Raw genomic sequence first — 21,938 nt, forward strand, 5'->3', positions numbered from 1 at the left:
ATTGTACTATGGCCAGAATATCCACTAATCAGTTGTATGACAGAAGCATTAACACTATTACGCAGAATCAGGGGGCCTTGTCTGATGTGCAGCAGCAATTATCATCAGGGAAAAAACTATTACGACCTTCTGATGATCCAGTTGGCGCCGCTCAAGTTGTTCGATTAACCGAAGACCTGGACAAAATCACCCAATTCAAACGAAATAATGATTTGCTGACCAATTCATTGCAGCAGGAAGAAGTTGTCCTAAGGAATATTAATACTGCTTTGGATAAAGCAAGGCAATTAATGGTTCAATCAGGCAATGGAGTTTACGACGAATCTGATTTACAAGCGATTGGAATTGAAATTGGTGCGATTCGAGACGAAGTATTTAGTTTGATGAATACCCAAAATTCCAATGGTGAATTTATTTTCGCCGGTTATCAATCTCAAACCGAAGCGTTTACTTATAATCCTTCAGCGGTCGGTGAAAAGTATACGTTTTCTGGGGATGATGGAGTGAAAAAAATCCAAGTCTCTGACGCGCTGAGTATTCAGTCTAATAGCTCTGGAAAATCTGTTTTTGAAAATGTACAAGCAAGGCTTAATTTTAGTGTAACCGGAGACGTTGGTATATCGTCAATTTCCTCTGTTATTACTGAGCAAGCTGCTTTCGATAAATTTCATAAAAATAATTACGATGCTGTGACCCCAGCGAACAACCAGTTTCAAGCGACTATACTAGCGGGCAATCAACTGCAAATTGATAACTTGGGTAGCGGCGATACAATTGCCACGGTTAATTTTATTTCTGGGGAACCCCTAGTGTTTAATGGCATTGAATTTAATGTTGAAGGAAGTGTCGGTAATACCTTTGACTTTGAATTAGATAAGCCAGAAAAGAAAAATATAGCCGAAACATTAAACAACTTTTATCTGGCGCTGAATAATGGCGATTTGACTGATAAAGGACTTAATGAAGCCATAGCCGATGCACTGGTGGGTATTGATAATGGTTCAAAGGCGTTAGCTAATGCAACTTCATCCTTAGGTGGCCGCATGAATGTTGCCGAGTCGGTTTATGAATCGAATTTGGATCTTGAAATCGCCAATAAAACAGCCCGTGCGAACATCGAAGATGTGGATTATGCAGAGGCCGTTTCTGAATTGAGTAAACAAGAAACCGCATTGCAAGCAGCTCAAGCAACTTTTTCGCGCGTAACTGGACTAACGTTATTTGACTATATTTAATTTTAGATCAAAGGTTTAGCTGCGCTAAATAGATGTGACTTTGATTGTCGATATGACTTGAATAATAGCTAACGTATATTTTTTCATTATAGCGCACCATGCCCGCATAACTGCAGTCGCCACCTGAGGGTAGAACAACCTTTAGGATCAACTTTTTAGTTTCAATGTTCATTTGCCAAAGCGCAGTTTTAAATTTTCCATTCAACCAAGCCCTACCACAAATCAATATATTTTCCGGACCATGTGAAATGATAACAGGCGCACCAATATATTGTTGCAAATCAAACCACTGCCAACGGTTATAGGGAGGTTTTGAAAAGCCACATTGGGCAGTAAACGAGTCAGCATCTCTGCGAACCACGGCATAAGCATCGCCATTTTGCATAAAACACAAATCACTTTCATTAGGATAACCAAGTCCGTGACTGGCTAGACTAAGCACATTAGGTTTTACACAATCAAAGGTGCGTAATGGATTACCTTTATAAAGGTTCAGTTGTTGTTGAGCACGTTTGTAAGCAAATCCATAGGCTTGTTCTCCTTGCCAGCGTATTCGCCAAACCCACCAATTTTTTTCTGCAAACCAATGTTGACTCGACCAACTTAATCCATCTTGAGAAAACCAACACAACGAACGACTATGCTGCCACTTGCCAGTTTCATCATAACAACGAGCGTAGGCAGTCATCAGTAATTTGCCATCGGGCATGACCGTTAACTTAGGATCTCGCAAATCACAATTTGCCATTTTAAGGGTGGTGCTGTTAATTTTTTTACCAAATAGGTCGCAAGTAACGATGCGTATGTCACCATCTTGGCTCATGTGATCTGACGCTTCTCTAAAACTAACAAATAGTTTGTCAGCAAACTCACAAAGATCGGTAAAAGCGCTGTGTTTAGATGTTTTCCAAATCGAATTAGTCCAATTAATCATCATTTTTAAAATTTATTTTTATCTAAAAAGCTATTGAATCTCAATTAATTACAATTTGCAAAGCGGAAATTTTTTGCCGTTTTTATAAAAAACGGCAAAATTTAGTTAAAGGGATTTTTTAACCCGTCGATACCCTATCTGAGAGAGCCAGTAACACCGATCTAGTTTTGACTAAGATTGATGTTCTTGAATGTGTTTTTTAACCACCGATTTTTATCGGTTGCCAGCGAAACGCTGGACTGAGAGTGTAGGAGATATCCCATGGGATTATACGTTAACACCAACGTTTCGTCTTTGAATGCGCAACGTCAATTATTTGATTCATCTAACCGTTTAGGCACGTCTTTTGAGCGTTTGTCTTCTGGTTTCCGTATAAACCGTGCAGCGGATGATGCTGCTGGTTTGCAAATTACCGACCGTTTAACCACCCAGGTTCAAGGTCTTAACCAAGCTGTAAGAAATGCCAATGATGCGATTTCTTTAGCACAAACTGCTGAGGGCGCGTTAGGAGAAGTTACAAACTCACTTCAACGTATCCGTACTCTTGCAGTCCAATCACAAAATGGTATTAATACCTCCGCTGACCGTTTAGCACTACAAAAAGAAGTTTCAGCACTTAAAACTGAAATTTCACGTATTGCTCAAACTTCACAGTTTGCCGGTGTCGACATCCTTGATGGGGCATTTTCAGCTGCATTCCTAGTGGGTGCAAACGGTGGTCAAACTATTTCTGTTAATTTGTCTAGAACTAGTGGTTTTGGGGCTTCTGGCCTAGGTATCGCTGCTACGTCAGTTGCGAGTATTGAATCTGCATCTGCAGCGTTAACAGAGATTACTGCTGCAATTTCAACTGTAGGAGCTGTACGTGCCGATTTAGGTGCTCTGCAAAACCGTTTCCAATCAACTATCAGAAACTTAAGTAATATATCTGAAAATGTTGCTGGAGCTCGTTCACGTATTCGTGATACAGATTTTGCTACAGAAACTGCTGAATTGACACGTAATCAGATTATCCAACAGGCAAGTTTAACTGTTTTGTCTCAGGCTAATCAGCGTCCACAATCAGCGCTTCAGCTTCTAGGTTAATAGAATACGATTGGGAAATTAAAGCCAGGGGGTAGTGATTCTGCTTTTAATGGCCCATAACGTAGAGAGTGCGCTCTTTCCCTCCTAACGTGAGAGCGCTTCGCCGACTAATTTAGTCGGCTTTTTTCTCAACCTAACTAATTGATATTAATAGGGATAATAATTTAGCTTAAATTTATGCTAAAGGATTTTTCGATCCTGTTCGATAAAGATTCCAAGAGCGATGTACAAAATAAAAAAATAATAAGTACACGCCTAAATAAGTGACGTAATAAAACTAATAATAGCGCACTTAGAATCACCGCAAAAACCACTAATAATAATAATAGGTTTGGCGGATTGCTTAAATCGTTAGGAGAAAAAAATGTCTTTATACGTCAACACAAATGTGTCGTCGTTGAATGCGAGTCGTCAGCTATTCACGTCGAACAATAATTTAAGTACAGCGTTTGAACGCTTATCTTCAGGTTTGCGCATAAACAATGCGAAAGATGATGCCGCCGGACTGCAAATCTCCAATCGACTTACCACGCAAATTCTGGGCCTTAATATGGCTGTAAGAAATGCAAATGATGGTATTTCGCTTGCGCAAACTGCAGAAGGTGCATTGGCCGAAACTACATCTGCATTGCAACGCATACGTGTATTAGCGGTGCAATCTCAAAATGGTATTAATGGATCGGCAGATCGATTAGCACTACAAAAAGAAGTAGATGCTTTAAAACAAGAAATAAGTCGAATTGCCGCAACTTCGCAATTCGGTGGCGTTAATATTCTTGGTGGTGCCTATTCGTCCGCCTTTTTGGTGGGTGCTAATCCAGGTCAAACTATCAGTGTCAATATCTCTAGAGCGGGTGGATACGGGACTTCCGGCCTATTCGGTTCTCAGAGTATCGAAGCAAATTTAATATCTGTTGCTACTGAGGCCGATGCGTCTCGTGCTATGACTGCTGTATTAGGTGCAATTTCTATTATCGATGCTAAACGCGCTGATTTAGGTGCGATTCAAAATAGATTTCAATCAACTATCAGAAACTTAAGCAACATTTCAGAAAATGTTTCAGCGGCGAGATCTCGTATCCGCGATACAGACTTTGCGGCTGAAACCGCTGAACTAACCCGCTGGCAGATAATTCAACAGGCCAGTATTACAGTGTTGGGACAAGCGAATCAACGTCCTCAAGCTGCATTGCAACTGTTGCAATAATATAAGTAGAGAAAAATCATGAAATATGATGCTGAGCAAGCAAAAGGGGCAGGCTGCAACATTGAAGATTGATTGAACAAAAGAAAACGGTCGGATTGCAAATTGTGGGGGCAGGCTGCAACCGACCGAAGAAGGAACGTTTTACTAGAACAATTAGATAACTCACGCTATGCAAAGGCGCGGGCGAATTCTCACTCCATAATAAAGCCTTAGGCTTTTTTAATGGGCAGTCGACTGGGCAGAAAAGAAGCCAGGAGGTAGTGAGGGGTATTGAGGTATAGGCCATCAATCCCGCCCGTCGACTTGAGCTTTCGCTCATGCTTTTTGTACAGCTTCGTCAAACGTAATTGTTTGGCAAAACTGTCAGCCATGGTAATGACTGACAATATGGATTTAGCATTATGTGTGCCAAATTTATATTTAGCTGAGTTGTCTACACTTATTCTATTATAAAACTTTTGATAAACAGTAAGTTAGTTAAAGTTTAGGAGTGTGGATAATGACATTGTTTGTGAATACAAATATTTCATCAATTAATGCCAAGCGGCAATTAATTACCACCAATAATGAGTTAAGTACCGCTTTTGAACGTTTATCGTCTGGCTTTAGAATTAATGGCGCTAAAGATGATGCAGCCGGTCTGCAAATATCTAATCGACTAACCACACAAATTTTAGGCTTGGATATGGCTGTCAGAAATGCAAATGATGGCATTTCCTTAGCCCAGACTGCAGAAGGAGCGTTAGCAGAAAGCACGGTAGCGCTTCAACGTATAAGAGTTTTAGCCGTACAATCTCAAAATGGGATTAATAATTCAGCGGATCGCTTAGCCCTGCAAAAAGAAGTGTCGGCATTAAAAACTGAAATAAGCCGTATTGCCAGCTACAGTCAGTTCGGCGGAGTAAACTTACTCGATGGATTTTATTCTTCAAAATTTCTAGTCGGGGCCAATGCTGGTCAAACGATTAGTGTCAATATATCCCGAGAGGGTGGATATGGTATTTCGGGTTTATTTGCCGGATTTAATCTTTCGGTTGCAACAGAAGCTCAAGCTTCAGCGGCGTTAACCAGAGTAAGCGAGGCTATATCTATAATTGATGCTAAACGTGCCGATTTAGGGGCGATTCAAAATCGCTTTCAATCCACTATTCGTAATTTAAGTAATATATCTGAGAACGTATCAGCGGCAAGATCGCGTATTCAAGATACAGATTTTGCCACAGAAACGGCAAGTCTTACCCGCGCACAAATTTTACAGCAAGCCAATTTAACTGTTTTGTCCCAGGCTAATCAACGGCCTCAGGCTGCATTACAGTTGCTCGGGTAATATAGAGATAATCAAATTTCTGAGGGTAGGAAATGAGAGGCCAACCCAGAGGCACATTGGAAATGTGTCTAGATAGGCCAAGGATGGCGGTGGTGTCGGCACCACCTAAATAAAAAGCCGACTAACAGGACTGAGAGTGTAGAAGTTTGGTTGAGAGGCCAGTATTCATTCTCTAACCCTGCCAGCCGGACAGAAACAGTATTTGCTCGTACTCCTAACGTGAGCAAGTTGGCCAGGTCATTTGATCTGGCCTTTTTTTATTCTTATGCCAAAAAAATGGCTTTTCTATTTTGTCTCACGTTTATACTTGCATAACTTAGCAATCGCTGTGCCAAAACTCGCTCAAGTCTAAAAGTGAAATATTCAAAGTAACAAACACATTTAAATTACAACAAAGTAATATTGCTCAGTTGGCGGTCACCTACGTTAACCAAATCGCATTTAACTTTGCTTCCTTGAGGTGACTCTGACTCAATGCGCAATATTTAGTTCAAACCAATTAAATGGGCGTTGAAAAATAAACATTGGGCTTCCTACATAAAACCAGCCTAAACACCTTTTTATCTCCTGCTATTCACTTATCTTTTTAAAATAAATATTCATTATTTTTCATCTTTATATAAAAGTTGTTATTTTTCAATTATTTACATTTAACGAAAAAATAATAAAAAAACTAAAGATCTTCAAGTAGCGGTCGATAACATTAGTTGAGGGGAATTCTTTTTAAAGAATTTTATGTTGAGAATCGGTAGAGGTGCTGATTCTTAAACAAAGAGAGGAGGCTTACAAGATTTATTTCTTGGAAGTCAAAATTGAGGCGAATTACCTTATCAGTTAATAGGTAGTTCTCAGGAGGTAAATATGGGTTTATATGTAAACACCAATGTGTCGTCTTTGAATGCGCAGCGCCAGTTGTTTGATTCAGGACAGGCACTTAGCACATCATTTGAAAGATTGTCGTCAGGCTTTCGTATCAACCGAGCAGCAGATGATGCGGCCGGTTTACAAATCTCAGATCGTCTTACTACTCAGGTACAAGGTCTAAACCAAGCGGTACGTAATGCAAACGATGCTATTTCACTAGCACAAACAGCTGAAGGTGCATTAGGTGAGGTTACATCATCATTGCAACGTATTCGTACTCTGGCGGTACAATCTCAAAACGGGATTAATACATCTGCTGACCGTTTAGCACTGCAAAAAGAAGTTTCTGCATTGAAAACGGAAATCTCACGTATCTCAACCGATTCACAATTCGCCGGTGTTGATATTTTGAAGGGATCTTTCTCGGCAGCTTTCTTAGTTGGAGCAAATGGCGGACAAACTATATCCGTGAACTTATCTCGCTCTGGCGGTTACGGTTCTTCTGGTTTGAATATAGGTTCTCTTTCAGTTGCCACTATCGCAGGTGCATCTGGTGCACTAACTTCGATTGATAATGCAATATCAACAGTGGGTGCTGTGCGAGCCGATTTAGGTGCGTTGCAAAACCGTTTCCAATCAACCATTCGTAACCTTAGCAATATTTCAGAAAACATTGCCGGTGCACGTTCACGTATTCGTGATACAGACTTTGCAACGGAAACAGCTGAACTAACCCGTAATCAAATTGTTCAACAGGCCTCTTTGTCTGTGCTTAGCCAAGCAAATCAGCGACCTCAGTCGGCGTTGTCTTTGCTAGGATAATTTGATTAGCTTTTTTAAGGTTAGTCTAACAATGATAATGCCACTATACTCTATACAGTTAGTGGCAAATTGCTTTTAAGTGGAGGTGGAAGATGGATGTCAATTTTTCACAGTATGGCCAGAATTTTGCACAGCAAGAGGTATCAACACCTGTTTCTGTAAACGTATCTGAACAAAATCAACTCAGAAACGAACAGAAAGCGGTCGCCGAGTCTGCGCAAAATGGTCAAGAAAAAGAAAGGCAGGCCGATAACGACGCATCAAACAATGAAAGTTCTTTGAACATTGAAAGTGCGGTTAGTGAAATAAGTGATTTTCTACAGGCAACTAATCGTCAACTGTCGTTTTCTGTTGATGAAAAGAGTGAACGACAAGTGGTTAAAGTAACCGACTCAGAGTCTGGGGAAGTGATTAGACAAATCCCCTCTGAAGAAGTACTTGCTTTGTCTGAGAGAATCAAAGATCTCCAGTCTGACGTTGGCAGCGCAGTAGGGGTATTATTAAACAAACAAGCTTAGTTTTTAAAAGAGGTTCGTTATGACTATTCAATCGTTAGGTGTAGGTTCTGGGCTGGCGTTAGATGATTTAGTCACTCAGCTAATTGCGGCTGAGCGAGCACCAAAACAGACTCGTTTAGACGACAAAGAAGAGGCCTTAGACGCGGAAATTTCTGGTATTGGCCAGCTAAAATCCAAAATGAGTGACTTTTTAGACACCGTAGATGAATTGCGCAGCGATAATAATTTGCAAGGGCGTGAGCCTAAGATTACCAACCCAGATGATAGCATCGAGCCTTTTACTGCTGAAGCTGCCAATAGTGCTGTTAAAGGCGAATATCAAGTAGCTATTACTCAATTAGCTAGTGGTAGTCGATTAGAAACTGCGGATGCAAGTGATGGCGGCTTTGCAAGCAAAAGCGACTCTGTTTTATCCTCAGGTAGCGGTAGTCTTACATTTAAAGTTGATAGCAGCGGCGATAGTTTCGATATTAATGTTACTGCGGGTCAAACCCTCCAACAACTTGCCAATGCAATCAATAGCTCAGATGATAATTTCGGTATTAACGCCAGTATTATTGATACTGGTACTGCATCTGGTGGCGCTAAGCTGGTTTTAACTTCATCAACTACAGGTGAAGGAAATGATTTAGTCATTGTCAATAATGATAATTTGGCCGATTTGGATAGAGTTTCCACCACAGATTCTACTGAAGTTGCAACCTATCTAGAGCCCGTGGTAAGTGCACAAAATGCGAAAGCGACGATCGACGGCATTGCGGTGGAATCCAGTACTAACGAGTTTGAAAATACTATTTCAAGTGTTTCGTTTGAAGCATCAACGCTCTCCACTAAAGATTCTTTAGGGGCATTTCAGACTTCCACTCTAAAAATAGGTTACGACACTGAAGGTTTAGATAAAAAAATTCGAGATTTTGTCGATAACTTTAATGCACTTGCCAAAGAGATCGATACGCTCACCAAATATGGTACCTCTGAACTAGAAGACGACGGCGTGTTGGCCGGTGATTTTATGGCGCGAAGCATTACTTCTGGCTTAACGAGTATTATCGGCTCTAGTGTGGAATCATCTGCTTTGGGTGGTTTATTCGCAATCGGAGTAGAGCTTAATTCTGAAGGTAAATTGGAAATTAGTTCATATGATGAGTTTGGACTAGGTAGCGGTGAAGATCGTCTGGCTGAAGCATTGGAAGATAATTTTGATGATATCGCAGCACTATTTACAGATGATGAGGATGGTATAGCCGCTAGATTGTACGATTATACTAAAGAATACACTACTTTTAGTGGGCTGTTAGCTACTCGAGAGCGCTCAGCAAAAGATGAAAAAGATCTGTTGTCTGATGAGCGAGAACAATTCGAGCTTCGCATGCTCGGCTTTGAAGAAATTTTACGTGATAAATATTTAAATCTTGACCAAACGGTAACTAAACTGAACCAAACCGGTAGTGCGCTATTGGCATCGCTAGGTCAAGCATAAGGAGTTGTAATTTATGGCGCTTAAAGGCATCAATGCTTATAAAAAAGGCAATTTAAAACAAGATGTGGCATCTGCGGATCCTCACAAAATTACCCTGATGTTGATGCAGGGCGCTTTAGACCGCATGGCCTATGGTAAGGGCTGCATTGAGCGCAGAGATTTTGAAGGTAAGTCAGAGCACTTATCTCGAGTCTCCGCTATTTTAATGAATCTTCGGGATACCTTAGATTTAGAAATCGGCAGTGAAGTGAGTCAGAATTTATTTAATTTGTATGACTACATGATCCAGCGCGTAACTGACGCTAATATTCAGAATGACTTGAAGATCATGGATGAAGTGATTAATCTGTTGTTACCTATTAAGAATGCCTGGGCGAGTATCCCCGAAGATGCGAAACAAGAAGCTTATGAAGCGCAAAGGCAAAAACGTACTGCAGTCGTGTGAGTAAACTAACCTTAAATCATCGATTTACACCAGATAACCTTAAAGATATCAATGGCCAAATTGAAGCTGTTTTAGACGCTAGAGAACTTGATAATGAGTTGCTCAAGCAACTAATTATAAAACGCGATGATGTGGTCACAAATCACCTTAAATCCCTAGAGCGAGACAATGAAAAAGTTTTTGCTGAGCATGAAATAATAGTTAACAATACGCTTTCAACGATAGTAGAAAGCCAACTTAAAGAATCTTTAACACAATTAAGTGGATTAATTAGAGGCAAGAAAATAGTCAACAAATACAAATAATTCACTAATATCAATGTTCTTTACTGTCCAAATAGCGTTAAAAATTCAGCCTGCAAAGTTAGTCAATTATAAAACCTTTCGTTATTAATAATCTCCGAAACATTTTAGTTATGCCGCAATTCTCATAAGCTAATATATTACTTATACTGGATTTTTGAACGCAGTATTAGATAATCATTTTTCATAATTGATAGCTCTGAGTTTAGGTTGTGTCACTTAAACCAATAGGAATGGAAATTGCTTGTTATGACTATATAGAGGTATAGTTTCAAAAGTTTGACGTTACTTATTGGATTTGAATTGCAAACTACCAAATAGTGATTACATTTAAATCAATTAAGTCGTTGCTGCGTTTATTAGCGGTTGAAAAACTAAATAGACATATAGCTAGAAACACATATAAACCAACATAAAATTACAAGCAAAAACGCAGTTACATCTTTTCGCGTTTCAACAGTGTTAGGTAGACAAGATAAATGTTTGAAAATAAAATTATATTGATAACCGGTGGAACAGGTTCGTTTGGAAAGCGTTTTGTTTCACATCTATTGAAAAACGAAAAGCCTAAAAAAATCATAATTTATTCCCGCGATGAACTAAAGCAATTTGAAATGCAGCAGCAATTTGATGCTCCTTGTATGCGCTATTTTATTGGTGACGTAAGAGATAAGCACCGCTTAAAATCAGCGATGAAAGATGTGGATTACGTTATTCATGCTGCTGCTTTAAAACAAGTTCCTGCGGCAGAATATAACCCCAATGAATGTATCAAAACCAATATTTATGGTGCGCAAAATGTAATCGATGCCGCCATTGAGACTGATGTTCGCCGAGTTATTGCCTTGTCTACAGATAAAGCCGCCAATCCAGTTAACTTATATGGCGCCACCAAGTTAGCGTCTGATAAATTATTTGTTGCCGCAAATAATATCTCCGGTGCAACTGGGCCGCGATTTGCTGTAGTACGTTACGGTAATGTTGTAGGCTCCCGAGGTTCGGTCGTTCCATTTTATCGCAAGTTGCTTGGCGAAGGTAAAACCAAGCTACCAGTAACCCATGATGAAATGACGCGATTTTGGATAACCCTAGATGAAGGCGTTCAATTTGTTATTACCAACTTCCAGCGTATGCAGGGTGGCGAAATTTTTGTGCCTAAGATCCCTTCGATTCGCATTTTGGATCTTGTCGAAGCCATGAGTGGAGGTCGTGATTACGAAACCATCGGTATTCGGCCTGGAGAAAAGCTGCATGAAGTTATGGTGCCTGAAGAAATGGCCCATCATTCCCTTGAATTTGACGATCATTATGTGATTACACCTGCAATTAAGTTTTTTGATAAAACCGTCGATTATCGGTTAAACAAATTGGGGGAAAAAGGGCAGCCAGTACAAGATAAATTTGAATATCACTCTGGTACCAATCCACACTTTTTAACCGTTAAAGAACTTGAAGCCTTAGATAAGTTAACTTTAGATTAAGGCCCAATATTGAATAATCCAAATGATTTGATTCCTTACGGTAAGCACTTTGTTGATGACGACGATGTTGCTGCTGTAATTGATGTCCTGCAAAACCAATTCCTAACCCAAGGCTGTGTTGTTCCTAAATTCGAGCGAGCATTAACCGATTATACTAATGCCAAATATGCCACTGCAGTGAATAGTGGTACATCTGGACTGCATGTGGCGTGTTTAGCGCTTGGCGTTGGAAAAGGAGATGTTGTTTGGACTTCTCCCATTTCCTTTGTTGCCAGTGCAAATTGTGCTTTGTACTGTGGTGCATCAATTGATTTTGTGGACATTGATAGTGCGACGCGAAACATCAGCGTTGAAGCCCTTGAAAACAAATTAGCAGAAGCTGCAAACGTTAATCGATTACCCAAAGCTATTGTCGTCGTACACTTTTCTGGCGCGAGTTGCCCGATGCAAGAAATTGCAAAACTTTGTAGGCAATACAAAGTGCAGATTATTGAAGATGCGGCGCATGGTTTGGGGGGAAATTATCAGAATTACAAAATCGGTAGTTGCCAATACTCTGATTTGGCGGTTTTGAGCTTCCATCCGGTTAAATCTATTACCACCGCTGAAGGCGGTGCTGTGCTGACAAATAATGAAGAATTGCATGAGCGCGCTAAACTGTTCGCTAAGCATGGGGTAACTCGGGATCCGAAACAAATGCAAGGGCCATCTGATGGACCTTGGTATTATCAACAAGTAGAACTCGGGTATAACTACCGCTTGAGTGATCTACACGCAGCTTTAGGCTTATCGCAACTCAAAAAATTAGACGGTTTTATTACAAAACGTCAGAATCTAGCCCATCGTTATCAAGACTTGTTGAAACATTTACCACTAAAATTACCAGACATGGATAATGCCGATAATGGTGCCTGGCATGTTTATATGATTGAAGTTAAACAGCACGACCGAAGTGCAGTTTATAATGGGTTAATTGCACGGGGAATTGGCGTTAATGTGCATTATATCCCAATACATCTGCAGCCTTATTATCAAAAGCTTGGTTTTTCTGAGGGGGATTTCCCTAATGCAGAAGTTTATTATCAAAATGCGTTAACTTTACCTTTATTTCCTAGCATGACAGCCGATGATCAAGACAGAGTTGTGCAAGCATTAAATGAGGTATTAGCTTGAATCTAGCTATCATTCCCGCACGAGGCGGAAGTAAACGTATACCGGCAAAAAATATTCGTGATTTTGCGGGCAAGCCGCTTATTGCCTATTCTATTCAAGCCGCTCAGGAAGCAAACTTGTTTGATAAAATTTGGGTATCTACAGATTCTCAAGAAGTGGCTGATATTGCGATAAAATACGGTGCAGAGGTACCTTTTCTGCGACCAGAAAATTTATCCAATGATGTCATTGGAACGCGTCCAGTGACTAATCATGGGATACAATATTGTATCGATAATTTTGAAAAACCAGAATTTTGTTGCTGTATCTATGCTACAGCGCCTTTTTTGCAAGCTGAGTATTTGCAAAAAGGTTTAGTGTCTTTGCAGCAAGATAAAGATAAATCTTTTTCTTTTGCAGTCACCAGTTTTGCATTTCCTATTCAAAGAGCTATCAGTGTTCAACAAGGTATTGTTGAACCAATGTTCAAGCAAGATATATTTAAGCGTTCACAAGATTTAGAAGAAGCTTATCACGATGCTGGACAATTTTATTGGGGCCGAACCGATGACTATTTGTCTAAAAAAGGCATATTTTCGCAACACAGTGTGCCCATTGTTCTTCCTCGTCATTTGGTTCAAGACATTGACACCCCCGAAGATTGGCAACGTGCAGAATTGATGTATCAAGCCTACGTCAAAGGAATTTAACATGAGTAAAGTTTTAGTAATCCGTATGCTAGAAATGGGCGATGTCGCTAGCATTGCTGTACCCACTATTCGTCAGCTTCAGCAGCAAAATCCAGATACTGAAGTCTACTGTTTGACCCATGGCGGTGGTGTAGATGTACTGCGACTTGCTGTCCCTAATGCGAAAATATTGAGTTTACCTGACCAGCATTGGCCAGATAATATTCTGCATGCTTTAGAAGCTTTTATTGGTTTAGCCGAGCAAATTATTGAGCTTGGCTTTGAACAAATTCTAAACTTAGATACTGCATTCATGCCTTGTATTTTGGCTCGATTTCTTAAAGATGCCGGTGAACCTGTGCAGGGTAATTATTTGAGTATACCTCTGCAAAGCCTTCTCGAACAGATTCAAAATCAAAGTTTGAAACCTGAATACGTGAATAACGCGGGTGAGTACATGCAGAGTACGTTTATGGGGATGAGCCGCTGGCATAGTCAATGGTGGACAAGTGATAATCTGCCTGATGGGGGCTACCCTGAATTTTATCTGACTCGTTGTTGTGGTTTTAAAAATATGTCTATGGATTGGCATATTGAGGTTAAACCAGCTCAAAAATATCAAGATGTTAGTCAGCGCATTATTTATTTGGCACTGAATGATATACAGCATCCTTACCCACAGTTACATGAACTGGAAACGATACTAAAAAATAACGGATACCTAGTCATACTAGACGACGAACAAGAGACTTTGGGGCTGCGTCTACAAGGCTTGAAAGCGAGTGATCTTTTAGTTTGCTTACCTAATGCAATGTTCTCTTTAGCCAGTTGTGTTGAGACACCTACTTTATTAATACCAGGGCAACTTGATCCTCGCATTTTGATGCCTGATTATGCAACAGATCAAAACAGTGAGTTTCCTCAGGCTAATGAACTTGCGCAGAGTATTACGTCAATATTTGAGGCCCAAGAAAATGCATGATATCGCCATTGGAGAGCGATTAATTGGTCCTTCACATCCGCCTTTCATTATTGCAGAACTAAGCGGTAACCATAGTCAAGATTTTGAACTTGCCGTTGCTATGGTTGAAGCTGCCGCAAAGGCCGGTGCTCACGCAATAAAATTACAAACTTACACTGCCGATAGCATGACATTAAACGTCGATTCAGTTGATTTTGTGATTCAAGAAAAAGACAGTTTATGGCACGGTGAAGCGCTACATAGTTTATATGCAAAAGCATCTACACCTTATGAGTGGCATAGTCGGTTATTTGCGCGTGCAAAAGCCCTTGGAATGGAAGCTTTTAGCTCGCCATTTGATGAGGCTGCGGTGGATTTTTTGGAAACCTTAGACGTCCCTTGTTATAAAATTGCCTCTTTTGAATTAACTGATATTCCGTTGATACGCAAAGCTGCGGCAACTGGAAAACCGTTAATTATGTCAACGGGCATGGCAACTTTAGCTGAAATAGAACAAGCGGTAGATTGTGCTAAAAAAGCAGGATGCGAAGATATTATACTGCTCAAATGCACTAGCACTTATCCAGCACAACCGAGCAATACCAACTTAGTGACTATTCCTCACTTACGAGGTTCATTTAATCAACAAGTAGGCCTATCTGATCACACTGCTGGTATCGGAGTCTCGGTGGCAGCAGTCGCACTAGGTGCAACTGTGATTGAAAAACATTTTGTTCTCGATCGAAATGCTGGGGGGGTAGATGCCGCATTTTCATTAGAGCCTGCGGAATTGAAATCGCTGGTAGAGGAGAGTGCGCGAGCCTTCGATGCTATGGGTAAAGTGACCTATGGGGGAAGTGCGGCAGAAGAAAAGTCAAAGCATTATCGACGTTCTATTTTTGTCAGTGTTGATGTGAAAAAAGGCCAAACTTTAAGCCGTGAAAATCTAAGAATTGTACGTCCTGCAAGTGGTCTTGCGCCAAAACATTGGGATAGTGTGTTGGGTAAAAAGGCGAAAACTAACTTGCCTGCTGGCACAGCCCTTGATTGGGACTTATTTGAATGAACACCGTCATCATAACCTTCTAATTACTTTATGAAGCATATTTTATTCAGAGTGAATGCCGGGGTGTCCTCTGGTTTAGGACATTTGATGCGTTGTTTGGCGTTGGCTCAAGCTGCAGCAAAAAATCAACTCACTCCTGTATTTATGCTTAACGCTGAAGCGTCAAAAATTAGCAATGCTCGTCAGGATTGGGTTGGGCAAACCATTGTGATACCCGAAACCACAGAGGATGCTCAAGAGATAGACCTTATTGCTCAGTTTTGCCGACTCAATTCGGTTGTGGCAATCGTGATTGATGGCTATCATTTTACGTCTCAGTATCGCCAGCGGTTAGCGCAATTAGATTACCCAATAATATGCTTTGATGATATGAATAATTCAGGAAATCTGTATGCCAATCTCATCATCAATGGTTCTGGTAGTGCACATCAGTTGAAATATGACGTCAACCAGCCAAACACGCATTTGTGCATAGGTGAGTCTTATCGGGTTTTACGCCAAGAATTTTGCCAGTTCAAACAACAAACATTTGAGCAGCGAGAATATTTCACTATTATTATGGGCGGAAGTGACCCAAATAATTTGACTCTGCCTTTGTTGCAATGCATTGAACAAAAAGGCTTTGATGGGAAGCTCAAAGTGATTACTGGCGCAGCTTACCCTTATTTACAAGAACTCAATAAATGTATTCAGGTCAGTGAGCTGGACATTCAACATTTACACGATTGTCAGCAAATAGCTAAATCATTTTTGCAAACACGCTTGGCCATTTCCGCTGCCGGAGGCAGTCAATTCGAATTACATGCTACTGCGACACCCAGTTGTTTAGTCACTGTGGCTGACAATCAGCTTAATGCTACTCAAGCAGCTGTAAAACAAGGTTGGTGTATTGCTGAGGATTTCAGCAAAATGCAAAGTGACAACGAAAAGCTGGGTCTTATTGAAGACGTTACGGCGCGTTTATTGGTCTTATGGTCTGATGATAATAGGTTGCTTCAAATGCATAATAGGGCGTTAGGAAGCAGTGACACCAACGGTTCTCAACGGATCATCGAAAAAGTTAAGCAGTTATGTTTTGATGGAGAATAGTATCATTATGGACGAAAATCAGGTGCTTAGAGGTTATCAGGTCAGTTTACGTGAAGTGCAGGAAAGTGATCTGCCACTACTGCGAGCTTGGCGAAATGACCCAGAGGTTAGTCAGTTTATGATTTCCCAAGCAGAAATCAGCGAAGAACAGCAATCTGCTTGGTTCCGCAAAGTGAGCCGTGACCCTAGCCAGCAGCATTTTATGATTGTCTACAAAGATCAGGACATAGGTAGTTTAAATATTAAATCGAGAGTATTGGGTAAACCGCTTACTCAGGCACACACTATTGAGCCAGGATTGTATATTGGCGCAGCAAAATATCGCAATAACATAATCGCGTTTTCTCCCACGTTATTGATTAATGATTATTGTTTTGAATCCTTAAAGTGTAAAAAGCTAGTAGCAAGAGTAAAGTCAGATAATCAGGCAGCGCTTAATTACAATCTAAAATTAGGTTATCAAATAGTCAATCAAGGTGATTTAATTGAAATTAGTTTGAATTTCGAGGATTATCAACGGGATAGCAAAACACTAAAAGCCTTACTTTCTCGTACTCCTAGGAAGAACAGGGAGTCATAAAGGAAATTTACATGAATAACCAACAACTCGTAAAACAAGCATTTGCTGACAGTTTAGCCATATCCTTGGAAAAGGTGAGTGACGACTTAGCCTATAACAGTATTCCAGAGTGGGATTCCACCGCCCACATGATTTTAATTGCTGAATTGGAAAACCAATTTAACGTAATGTTGGATACCGACGATATAATAGATATGAGTTCAGTGGCTAAGGCAAAAGAAATTCTCGCTAAATATGAAATCGAGTTTGATGCTTAATCAAAAAACACTATTGATTACGGGGGCTAGCGGCGGTATTGGTCGGGCAACTGCAATTGAATGCGCCAATCAAGGCGCATTTGTGTATCTGGCTGGGCGTGATAAAGAACAACTGCAAGCCTTGTCGAGTCAGTTAGTTAACAGCAAAGTGCTCGCCTATGATGTCACCGATGAAAGTGCCGTTAAACAAGGGTTTTCAAGCATCATGAAAGAGTCGGGGCAATTACACGGCTTAGTGAACTGCGCTGGAAGTATGTTGGATAGTGGGTTTATGCTAACTCGGTCAGCTGAGCTGCAAACGCAATTTGCCGTCAATAGTGTTTCAGCGTTTACCCACAGCCAGTTGGCGATGCGACTGATGACAAAGAATCGCAGTGGAAGCATTGTTAACCTTTGTTCAATCGTCGGTGAAAACGGCAGCGCGGGGCAGGCAGCCTACGCGATGAGTAAAGCAGCATTATCAGGTTTAACCAAATCATTATCAAAAGAGTTGGGGGCTTTAGGTATTCGTGTGAACGGTGTTGCTCCAGGGTTTATTGATACGGCCATGACTGCTTCTTATGGGGGGCAAAAACGCCAAGAGTTAATTGCCGCTAGTTCATTGCAACGAGCCGGTACAGCTGAAGATGTGGCCAAATTAATTAGATTTTTATTGTCAGATGATGCCTCATTTATTACCGGTCAAATTATCGGTATTGATGGCGGCTTGAGCTTATAAACCATGTTTTTTGATGCGCTTTCCCAATATTCTGCAAAGACAGCTGCTATCGAAGGACAACAGCGACTTAGCTATGCTGAACTAGAACAAGCTTGTTTACGTTTAGAGTTGGACTTAAGTCATCATTTAGGACGCCGTAAAGGTGTGATTTTTATTATGGCCTTTAATGGTTTGTCTACCTTAGTGGCTTATTTAAGCGCGCTTAGACAGGGCCATTGTGCAATGTTATTAAGTCCAGATACAGCAGCCTCAGATTTGCAGAATTTGTATGAGCAGTTTGCTCCAACGGTGACCATAAGCTGTGAAGCCAAGCAACAAACTACTATTCAATATCATCAATATAGAACCTCGCTGACCCATTGTATGGCGAACTTACTATTGTCCACATCTGGTTCAACCGGCACGGCTAAACAAGTTGCACTGAGTGCGGATAATTTACAATCTAACGCTGATGCTATTTGTGACTATTTACCGATAGAATCATCTGATAAAACCTTATGTTCGCTGCCATTTTTCTATTCTTATGGTTTGTCTATCATCAATTCCCATTTAAACAAGGGCGCTTGCTGTGTTTTTACGGATGCAAGCCCTGTTAGTCGTGATTATTGGCAGTTATTTGAAGAGCATCAAATCAGCAGTTTTGCAGGCGTTCCTTTTACTTATGAGATGCTTCTCAGATTGCGCTTCCATCAGAAAAAGTTGCCTCATTTACGTTATTTTACCCAAGCAGGTGGCAAGCTTAATGTTGATGCAGTCAAAACCTTAGGCGAGTTTGCTGAAAACAATCAAAGTCAGTTTTTCGTGATGTATGGTCAGACAGAAGCAAGCCCTCGAATGGCTTTTTTACATCCAGATCTGGTCCTACAAAAACCTGAATCAATCGGTTGTGCTATTCCAGGTGGACGATTTAAATTAGTCGATGAGCAAAATCAAATAATCGAGCAGGACAATAGCGTTGGTGAACTGTTTTACACAGGACCGAATGTAATGCTCGGTTATGTGCTTAATATTACCGAATTGAATGCATTATCCGCTGATTTAAACCAATCTAAAAATGCATGGCTAGCCACCGGCGATTTAGCGTATTTTGATGAAGATGGTGATTATTTTATTGCAGGCAGAAAATCCCGCTTTCTAAAATTATTTGGATTACGAATTGATCTCGATGAAGTTGAAAGAAAGTTATTAGAACTGGGTATTACAGGGTTAACTACAGGTAACGATAATTATCTGGTGATTGGCACAACCGCTTTGAGTATTGAACAATCTGCAAATGATGTAAAAGGGCGGATAAGCCAACTATTGGATCTACACCCGAGTGTTATAAAAGTGATTCACCTTGATGTTTTGCCGCTGACTGAAAATGGTAAAAAAGATTATCAAGCGGTGCTTAAATTGGGGTTGCAAAAATCCTCATGAAAAATACTGATAATCCAATCCTTGTAGAGTACCTAAGGTTGTTCGAAGACCTGCTAAGCGCCGATGTATATTCCCTTGAACAAGATAAAAAACAAGCGCTTTTGTTACCGGTTTTAAATCAATTGCATCAGCTTCACCAATTACAAAACGACGAATACAGGAACATTGTTAAACAGCACAGTGCTGATGCTAAACGTATTGAAGAACTTCCTTATTTAGCGGTGCGTTTGTTTAAACACTTGAACTTAAAAAGTATTAACGAAAAAGAAGTCTTTAAAACCCTACAATCCTCTGGCACAACGAGTCAAACCCCAGCGACTATTTATTTAGATAAACAAACCAGTGCTCGACAAAGTAAGGTGCTAGTGAAAATTCTCCAGCAGACTATAGGTAAACAGCGTTTGCCCATGCTGATAATTGATTCCCCCGATATTTTAAAAAAACCGGAATTTAGCGCTCGAGCTGCGGGCATTCAAGGTTTGGCATTTTTTGGCCGTGATCATACCTATGCGTTAGACGAAAACATGCAGCCTAACTGGCCAGTGATTGAGGCATTTTGTGAAAAATACGCTCAGCAACCGATATTGATTTTTGGTTTTACCTTTATGGTGTGGCGCTATTTTTTAAAAACGTTACAACAAAGTGATAAACGGGTTTCTCTGCCCAAAGGTGTGTTAATTCATAGCGGTGGATGGAAAAAACTGATTGATCAGCAAGTTGATAATGACACTTTTAAACAAAGCTTATTCGCTACTACAGGTATTTCACGCTGTTTCAATTTCTACGGCATGGCGGAGCAGGTCGGATCAATCTTTGTGGAATGTGAAAAAGGGCATTTACATGCCCCTGTCTTTGCCGATGTGCTGATCCGCAATCCCTTTACATTAAAACAATGCAATATTGGCGAACAAGGTTTAGTGCAAGTCTTATCTGCACTGCCAAGTAGCTATCCAGGACACAGTTTATTGACCGAAGATCTCGGTGTTTTGAAGGGCGTCGATAACTGTTCTTGCGGCGCTAAAGGGAAATACTTTGCAATTAATGGCCGCTTGCCTAAAACCGAAGTGCGCGGGTGCAGCGATACACATGGAGCGCAGTTATGATGTCGCCATTAAATATGTTGGCTCCAGTGAATGGCAGTTTAGATGTGATAAACGACAATACTCCCTATTTTCGATGTTTTGATGAAAACGTTTTAGCGTTTATCGAATCTTTGTCTAATGAGTTATTAAAAAATAGCGAAGCGAAAACCTACCCTGAGCTGGTGGCGTTAGGGTTTTGGTTGCGAAAATCCAACCTGAAAAAGATGCAAAGCCTTTCGCCTACTGGGGTGATAAAACCTCTTGGTTGGGTAGTGCATTTTACCCCTTCAAACGTTGATACCATGTTCATTTACAGCTGGATTTGTTCTTTGTTGATGGGCAATCACAACGTTATCCGAGTCGCAACAAAAAGCAGTGATATAAAAGATTGCTTGCTGAATATTCTCAACCTTCTTTTTGCTAAACCAGAGTTTGTGCAAATTGGCCAGCACAATCTTTTTGTGCATTATGATAAACACTCAGCGTACTCTGCTGAATTAAGTCTTATCTGCGACGTTCGAGTGATTTGGGGTGGCGATGACAGTGTGAATGCTATTCGTAACTTGCCATGCAAACCCCGTTGCCGAGATATTAGTTTTGCTGACAGGTATTCAGCCTGTGTGATCAATGGGCAGCAATTAACCACTGAAAATATTCCTCAATTGGCCGAGTCACTTTGGCAAGATACCCAGCCCCATGGCCAATTGGCTTGTTCTTCACCGAGGTTGGTTTATTGGTTAGGTGATTCTATTTTGCAGCTCGAATTATTCCGCCAGTTAAATCAAGTTGCAAAACAAAGTGGACATAAAATTAATAGTTTGAATGATCACTTAGTCACCAGTCAGTTATTAAAAAGCACTGCAAAAGCTGATGCTCCAATCATCCAAAGCGCCATCGGTGTTATTCCAGTCACCGAGTTTGATGAAAATTGGCTAGATTGGCACCTTGGTGGTGGTTATTTTTTGCTTTTACCAATCAACAGCTTGGATGATCTTGCTTCAGCAAGCAGTGCTAAGCTGCAAACATTAACCTACTGGGGTATTGAGCGAGAGACCTTGATAAAGTTTGCTCAGCAACCGTCGATACAGGGAATAGATAGAATTGTGCCTATAGGCAGAGCATTAGATTTTTCTCCGGCTTGGGATGGTTATCAATTGTTAACCATGCTGTCACGGGGAGTAGAGGTTAAATGAAGTTTCCCTCACAAAACGGTTAGAAATAGAA

Annotated in this window: 22 protein-coding genes; 21 read left to right on the forward strand and 1 reads right to left on the reverse strand. The window is 40.6% G+C overall.

The genetic code is table 11. The features are described from left to right. Positions 1 to 8: 8 nt before the first annotated feature. A complete protein-coding gene (flgL, locus tag ABWV72_RS13150; protein ID WP_342804705.1) occupies positions 9 to 1,235 on the forward strand; it encodes a flagellar hook-associated protein FlgL in 1,227 nt (408 codons plus the stop codon). A 7-nt stretch (positions 1,236 to 1,242) separates the two neighbouring features. Here flgL and ABWV72_RS13155 read toward each other — a convergent pair whose 3' ends face one another. Next, entirely contained in the window at positions 1,243 to 2,172 is a 930-nt protein-coding gene (locus tag ABWV72_RS13155; protein ID WP_353371041.1) for a hypothetical protein, read from the reverse strand. Positions 2,173 to 2,430: 258 nt separating this feature from the next. Here ABWV72_RS13155 and ABWV72_RS13160 point away from each other — a divergent pair, with 258 nt between their 5' ends. From ABWV72_RS13160 to ABWV72_RS13255, 20 genes are all read left to right on the forward strand, one after another. Continuing rightward, positions 2,431 to 3,255 (forward strand): flagellin N-terminal helical domain-containing protein, encoded by an 825-nt coding sequence (locus tag ABWV72_RS13160; RefSeq protein WP_216048248.1) that lies wholly within the window; start codon positions 2,431 to 2,433, stop codon positions 3,253 to 3,255. A gap of 364 nt (positions 3,256 to 3,619) precedes the next feature. Next, positions 3,620 to 4,462, forward strand: coding sequence for a flagellin N-terminal helical domain-containing protein (locus ABWV72_RS13165; protein WP_216048249.1), 843 nt, complete (start codon positions 3,620 to 3,622; stop codon positions 4,460 to 4,462). Positions 4,463 to 4,961: 499 nt separating this feature from the next. Next, positions 4,962 to 5,789 carry a flagellin N-terminal helical domain-containing protein gene (locus tag ABWV72_RS13170; protein WP_342804703.1) on the forward strand — a complete coding sequence of 276 codons (828 nt, stop codon included), beginning with the start codon at positions 4,962 to 4,964 and terminating at the stop codon, positions 5,787 to 5,789. A gap of 861 nt (positions 5,790 to 6,650) precedes the next feature. After that, positions 6,651 to 7,475, forward strand: a complete 825-nt coding sequence (locus tag ABWV72_RS13175; protein WP_216048251.1) for a flagellin N-terminal helical domain-containing protein — start codon at positions 6,651 to 6,653, stop codon at positions 7,473 to 7,475. A 92-nt stretch (positions 7,476 to 7,567) separates the two neighbouring features. Continuing rightward, positions 7,568 to 7,993 (forward strand): flagellar protein FlaG, encoded by a 426-nt coding sequence (locus ABWV72_RS13180; RefSeq protein WP_353371044.1) that lies wholly within the window; start codon positions 7,568 to 7,570, stop codon positions 7,991 to 7,993. A gap of 19 nt (positions 7,994 to 8,012) precedes the next feature. After that, entirely contained in the window at positions 8,013 to 9,473 is a 1,461-nt protein-coding gene (fliD, locus tag ABWV72_RS13185; RefSeq protein ID WP_353371046.1) for a flagellar filament capping protein FliD, read from the forward strand. 13 nt (positions 9,474 to 9,486) lie between these two features. Beyond that, complete coding sequence (gene fliS / locus ABWV72_RS13190; RefSeq protein WP_216048254.1) at positions 9,487 to 9,918, forward strand: flagellar export chaperone FliS; 432 nt, start codon at positions 9,487 to 9,489, stop codon at positions 9,916 to 9,918. Continuing rightward, positions 9,915 to 10,223: a hypothetical protein gene (locus tag ABWV72_RS13195; RefSeq protein ID WP_353371049.1), complete on the forward strand. Its 309-nt coding sequence runs from the start codon at positions 9,915 to 9,917 to the stop codon at positions 10,221 to 10,223. The genes fliS and ABWV72_RS13195 overlap by 4 nt, the downstream gene beginning before the upstream one ends. A gap of 476 nt (positions 10,224 to 10,699) precedes the next feature. Beyond that, the gene (pseB, locus tag ABWV72_RS13200) at positions 10,700 to 11,701 is read left to right on the forward strand and encodes a UDP-N-acetylglucosamine 4,6-dehydratase (inverting) (protein ID WP_353371051.1); all 1,002 of its coding nucleotides are present in this window, start codon (positions 10,700 to 10,702) and stop codon (positions 11,699 to 11,701) included. Between the two features lie 27 nt (positions 11,702 to 11,728). Then, positions 11,729 to 12,874, forward strand: a complete 1,146-nt coding sequence (pseC, locus tag ABWV72_RS13205) for a UDP-4-amino-4,6-dideoxy-N-acetyl-beta-L-altrosamine transaminase (protein WP_353371189.1) — start codon at positions 11,729 to 11,731, stop codon at positions 12,872 to 12,874. Next, positions 12,871 to 13,563: a pseudaminic acid cytidylyltransferase gene (gene pseF, locus ABWV72_RS13210; RefSeq protein ID WP_216048257.1), complete on the forward strand. Its 693-nt coding sequence runs from the start codon at positions 12,871 to 12,873 to the stop codon at positions 13,561 to 13,563. Before pseC ends, pseF begins: the two co-directional genes overlap by 4 nt. A gap of 1 nt (position 13,564) precedes the next feature. After that, positions 13,565 to 14,524 carry a glycosyltransferase family 9 protein gene (locus tag ABWV72_RS13215; RefSeq protein WP_342804699.1) on the forward strand — a complete coding sequence of 320 codons (960 nt, stop codon included), beginning with the start codon at positions 13,565 to 13,567 and terminating at the stop codon, positions 14,522 to 14,524. Continuing rightward, positions 14,517 to 15,569 carry a pseudaminic acid synthase gene (gene pseI / locus ABWV72_RS13220; RefSeq protein WP_216048259.1) on the forward strand — a complete coding sequence of 351 codons (1,053 nt, stop codon included), beginning with the start codon at positions 14,517 to 14,519 and terminating at the stop codon, positions 15,567 to 15,569. The genes ABWV72_RS13215 and pseI overlap by 8 nt, the downstream gene beginning before the upstream one ends. Before the next feature lie 30 nt (positions 15,570 to 15,599). After that, positions 15,600 to 16,658 (forward strand): UDP-2,4-diacetamido-2,4,6-trideoxy-beta-L-altropyranose hydrolase, encoded by a 1,059-nt coding sequence (gene pseG / locus ABWV72_RS13225; protein WP_353371054.1) that lies wholly within the window; start codon positions 15,600 to 15,602, stop codon positions 16,656 to 16,658. After that, positions 16,648 to 17,238 carry a GNAT family N-acetyltransferase gene (locus ABWV72_RS13230; RefSeq protein WP_342804696.1) on the forward strand — a complete coding sequence of 197 codons (591 nt, stop codon included), beginning with the start codon at positions 16,648 to 16,650 and terminating at the stop codon, positions 17,236 to 17,238. Before pseG ends, ABWV72_RS13230 begins: the two co-directional genes overlap by 11 nt. Before the next feature lie 11 nt (positions 17,239 to 17,249). Beyond that, on the forward strand, positions 17,250 to 17,495 hold the full coding sequence (locus ABWV72_RS13235) for an acyl carrier protein (RefSeq protein ID WP_353371056.1): 246 nt from the start codon (positions 17,250 to 17,252) through the stop codon (positions 17,493 to 17,495). Further along, positions 17,473 to 18,213: an SDR family NAD(P)-dependent oxidoreductase gene (locus ABWV72_RS13240; protein WP_216048263.1), complete on the forward strand. Its 741-nt coding sequence runs from the start codon at positions 17,473 to 17,475 to the stop codon at positions 18,211 to 18,213. The genes ABWV72_RS13235 and ABWV72_RS13240 overlap by 23 nt, the downstream gene beginning before the upstream one ends. Before the next feature lie 3 nt (positions 18,214 to 18,216). After that, a complete protein-coding gene (locus ABWV72_RS13245) occupies positions 18,217 to 19,632 on the forward strand; it encodes an AMP-binding protein (protein WP_353371059.1) in 1,416 nt (471 codons plus the stop codon). Beyond that, positions 19,629 to 20,735 carry a LuxE/PaaK family acyltransferase gene (locus ABWV72_RS13250; RefSeq protein WP_353371061.1) on the forward strand — a complete coding sequence of 369 codons (1,107 nt, stop codon included), beginning with the start codon at positions 19,629 to 19,631 and terminating at the stop codon, positions 20,733 to 20,735. The genes ABWV72_RS13245 and ABWV72_RS13250 overlap by 4 nt, the downstream gene beginning before the upstream one ends. Beyond that, positions 20,732 to 21,907 carry an acyl-CoA reductase gene (locus tag ABWV72_RS13255; RefSeq protein WP_353371063.1) on the forward strand — a complete coding sequence of 392 codons (1,176 nt, stop codon included), beginning with the start codon at positions 20,732 to 20,734 and terminating at the stop codon, positions 21,905 to 21,907. The genes ABWV72_RS13250 and ABWV72_RS13255 overlap by 4 nt, the downstream gene beginning before the upstream one ends. Positions 21,908 to 21,938: the final 31 nt, after the last annotated feature.

It is taken from the genome of Aliiglaciecola sp. NS0011-25, from assembly GCF_040370605.1.
Lineage (GTDB): Bacteria > Pseudomonadota > Gammaproteobacteria > Enterobacterales > Alteromonadaceae > Aliiglaciecola > Aliiglaciecola lipolytica_A.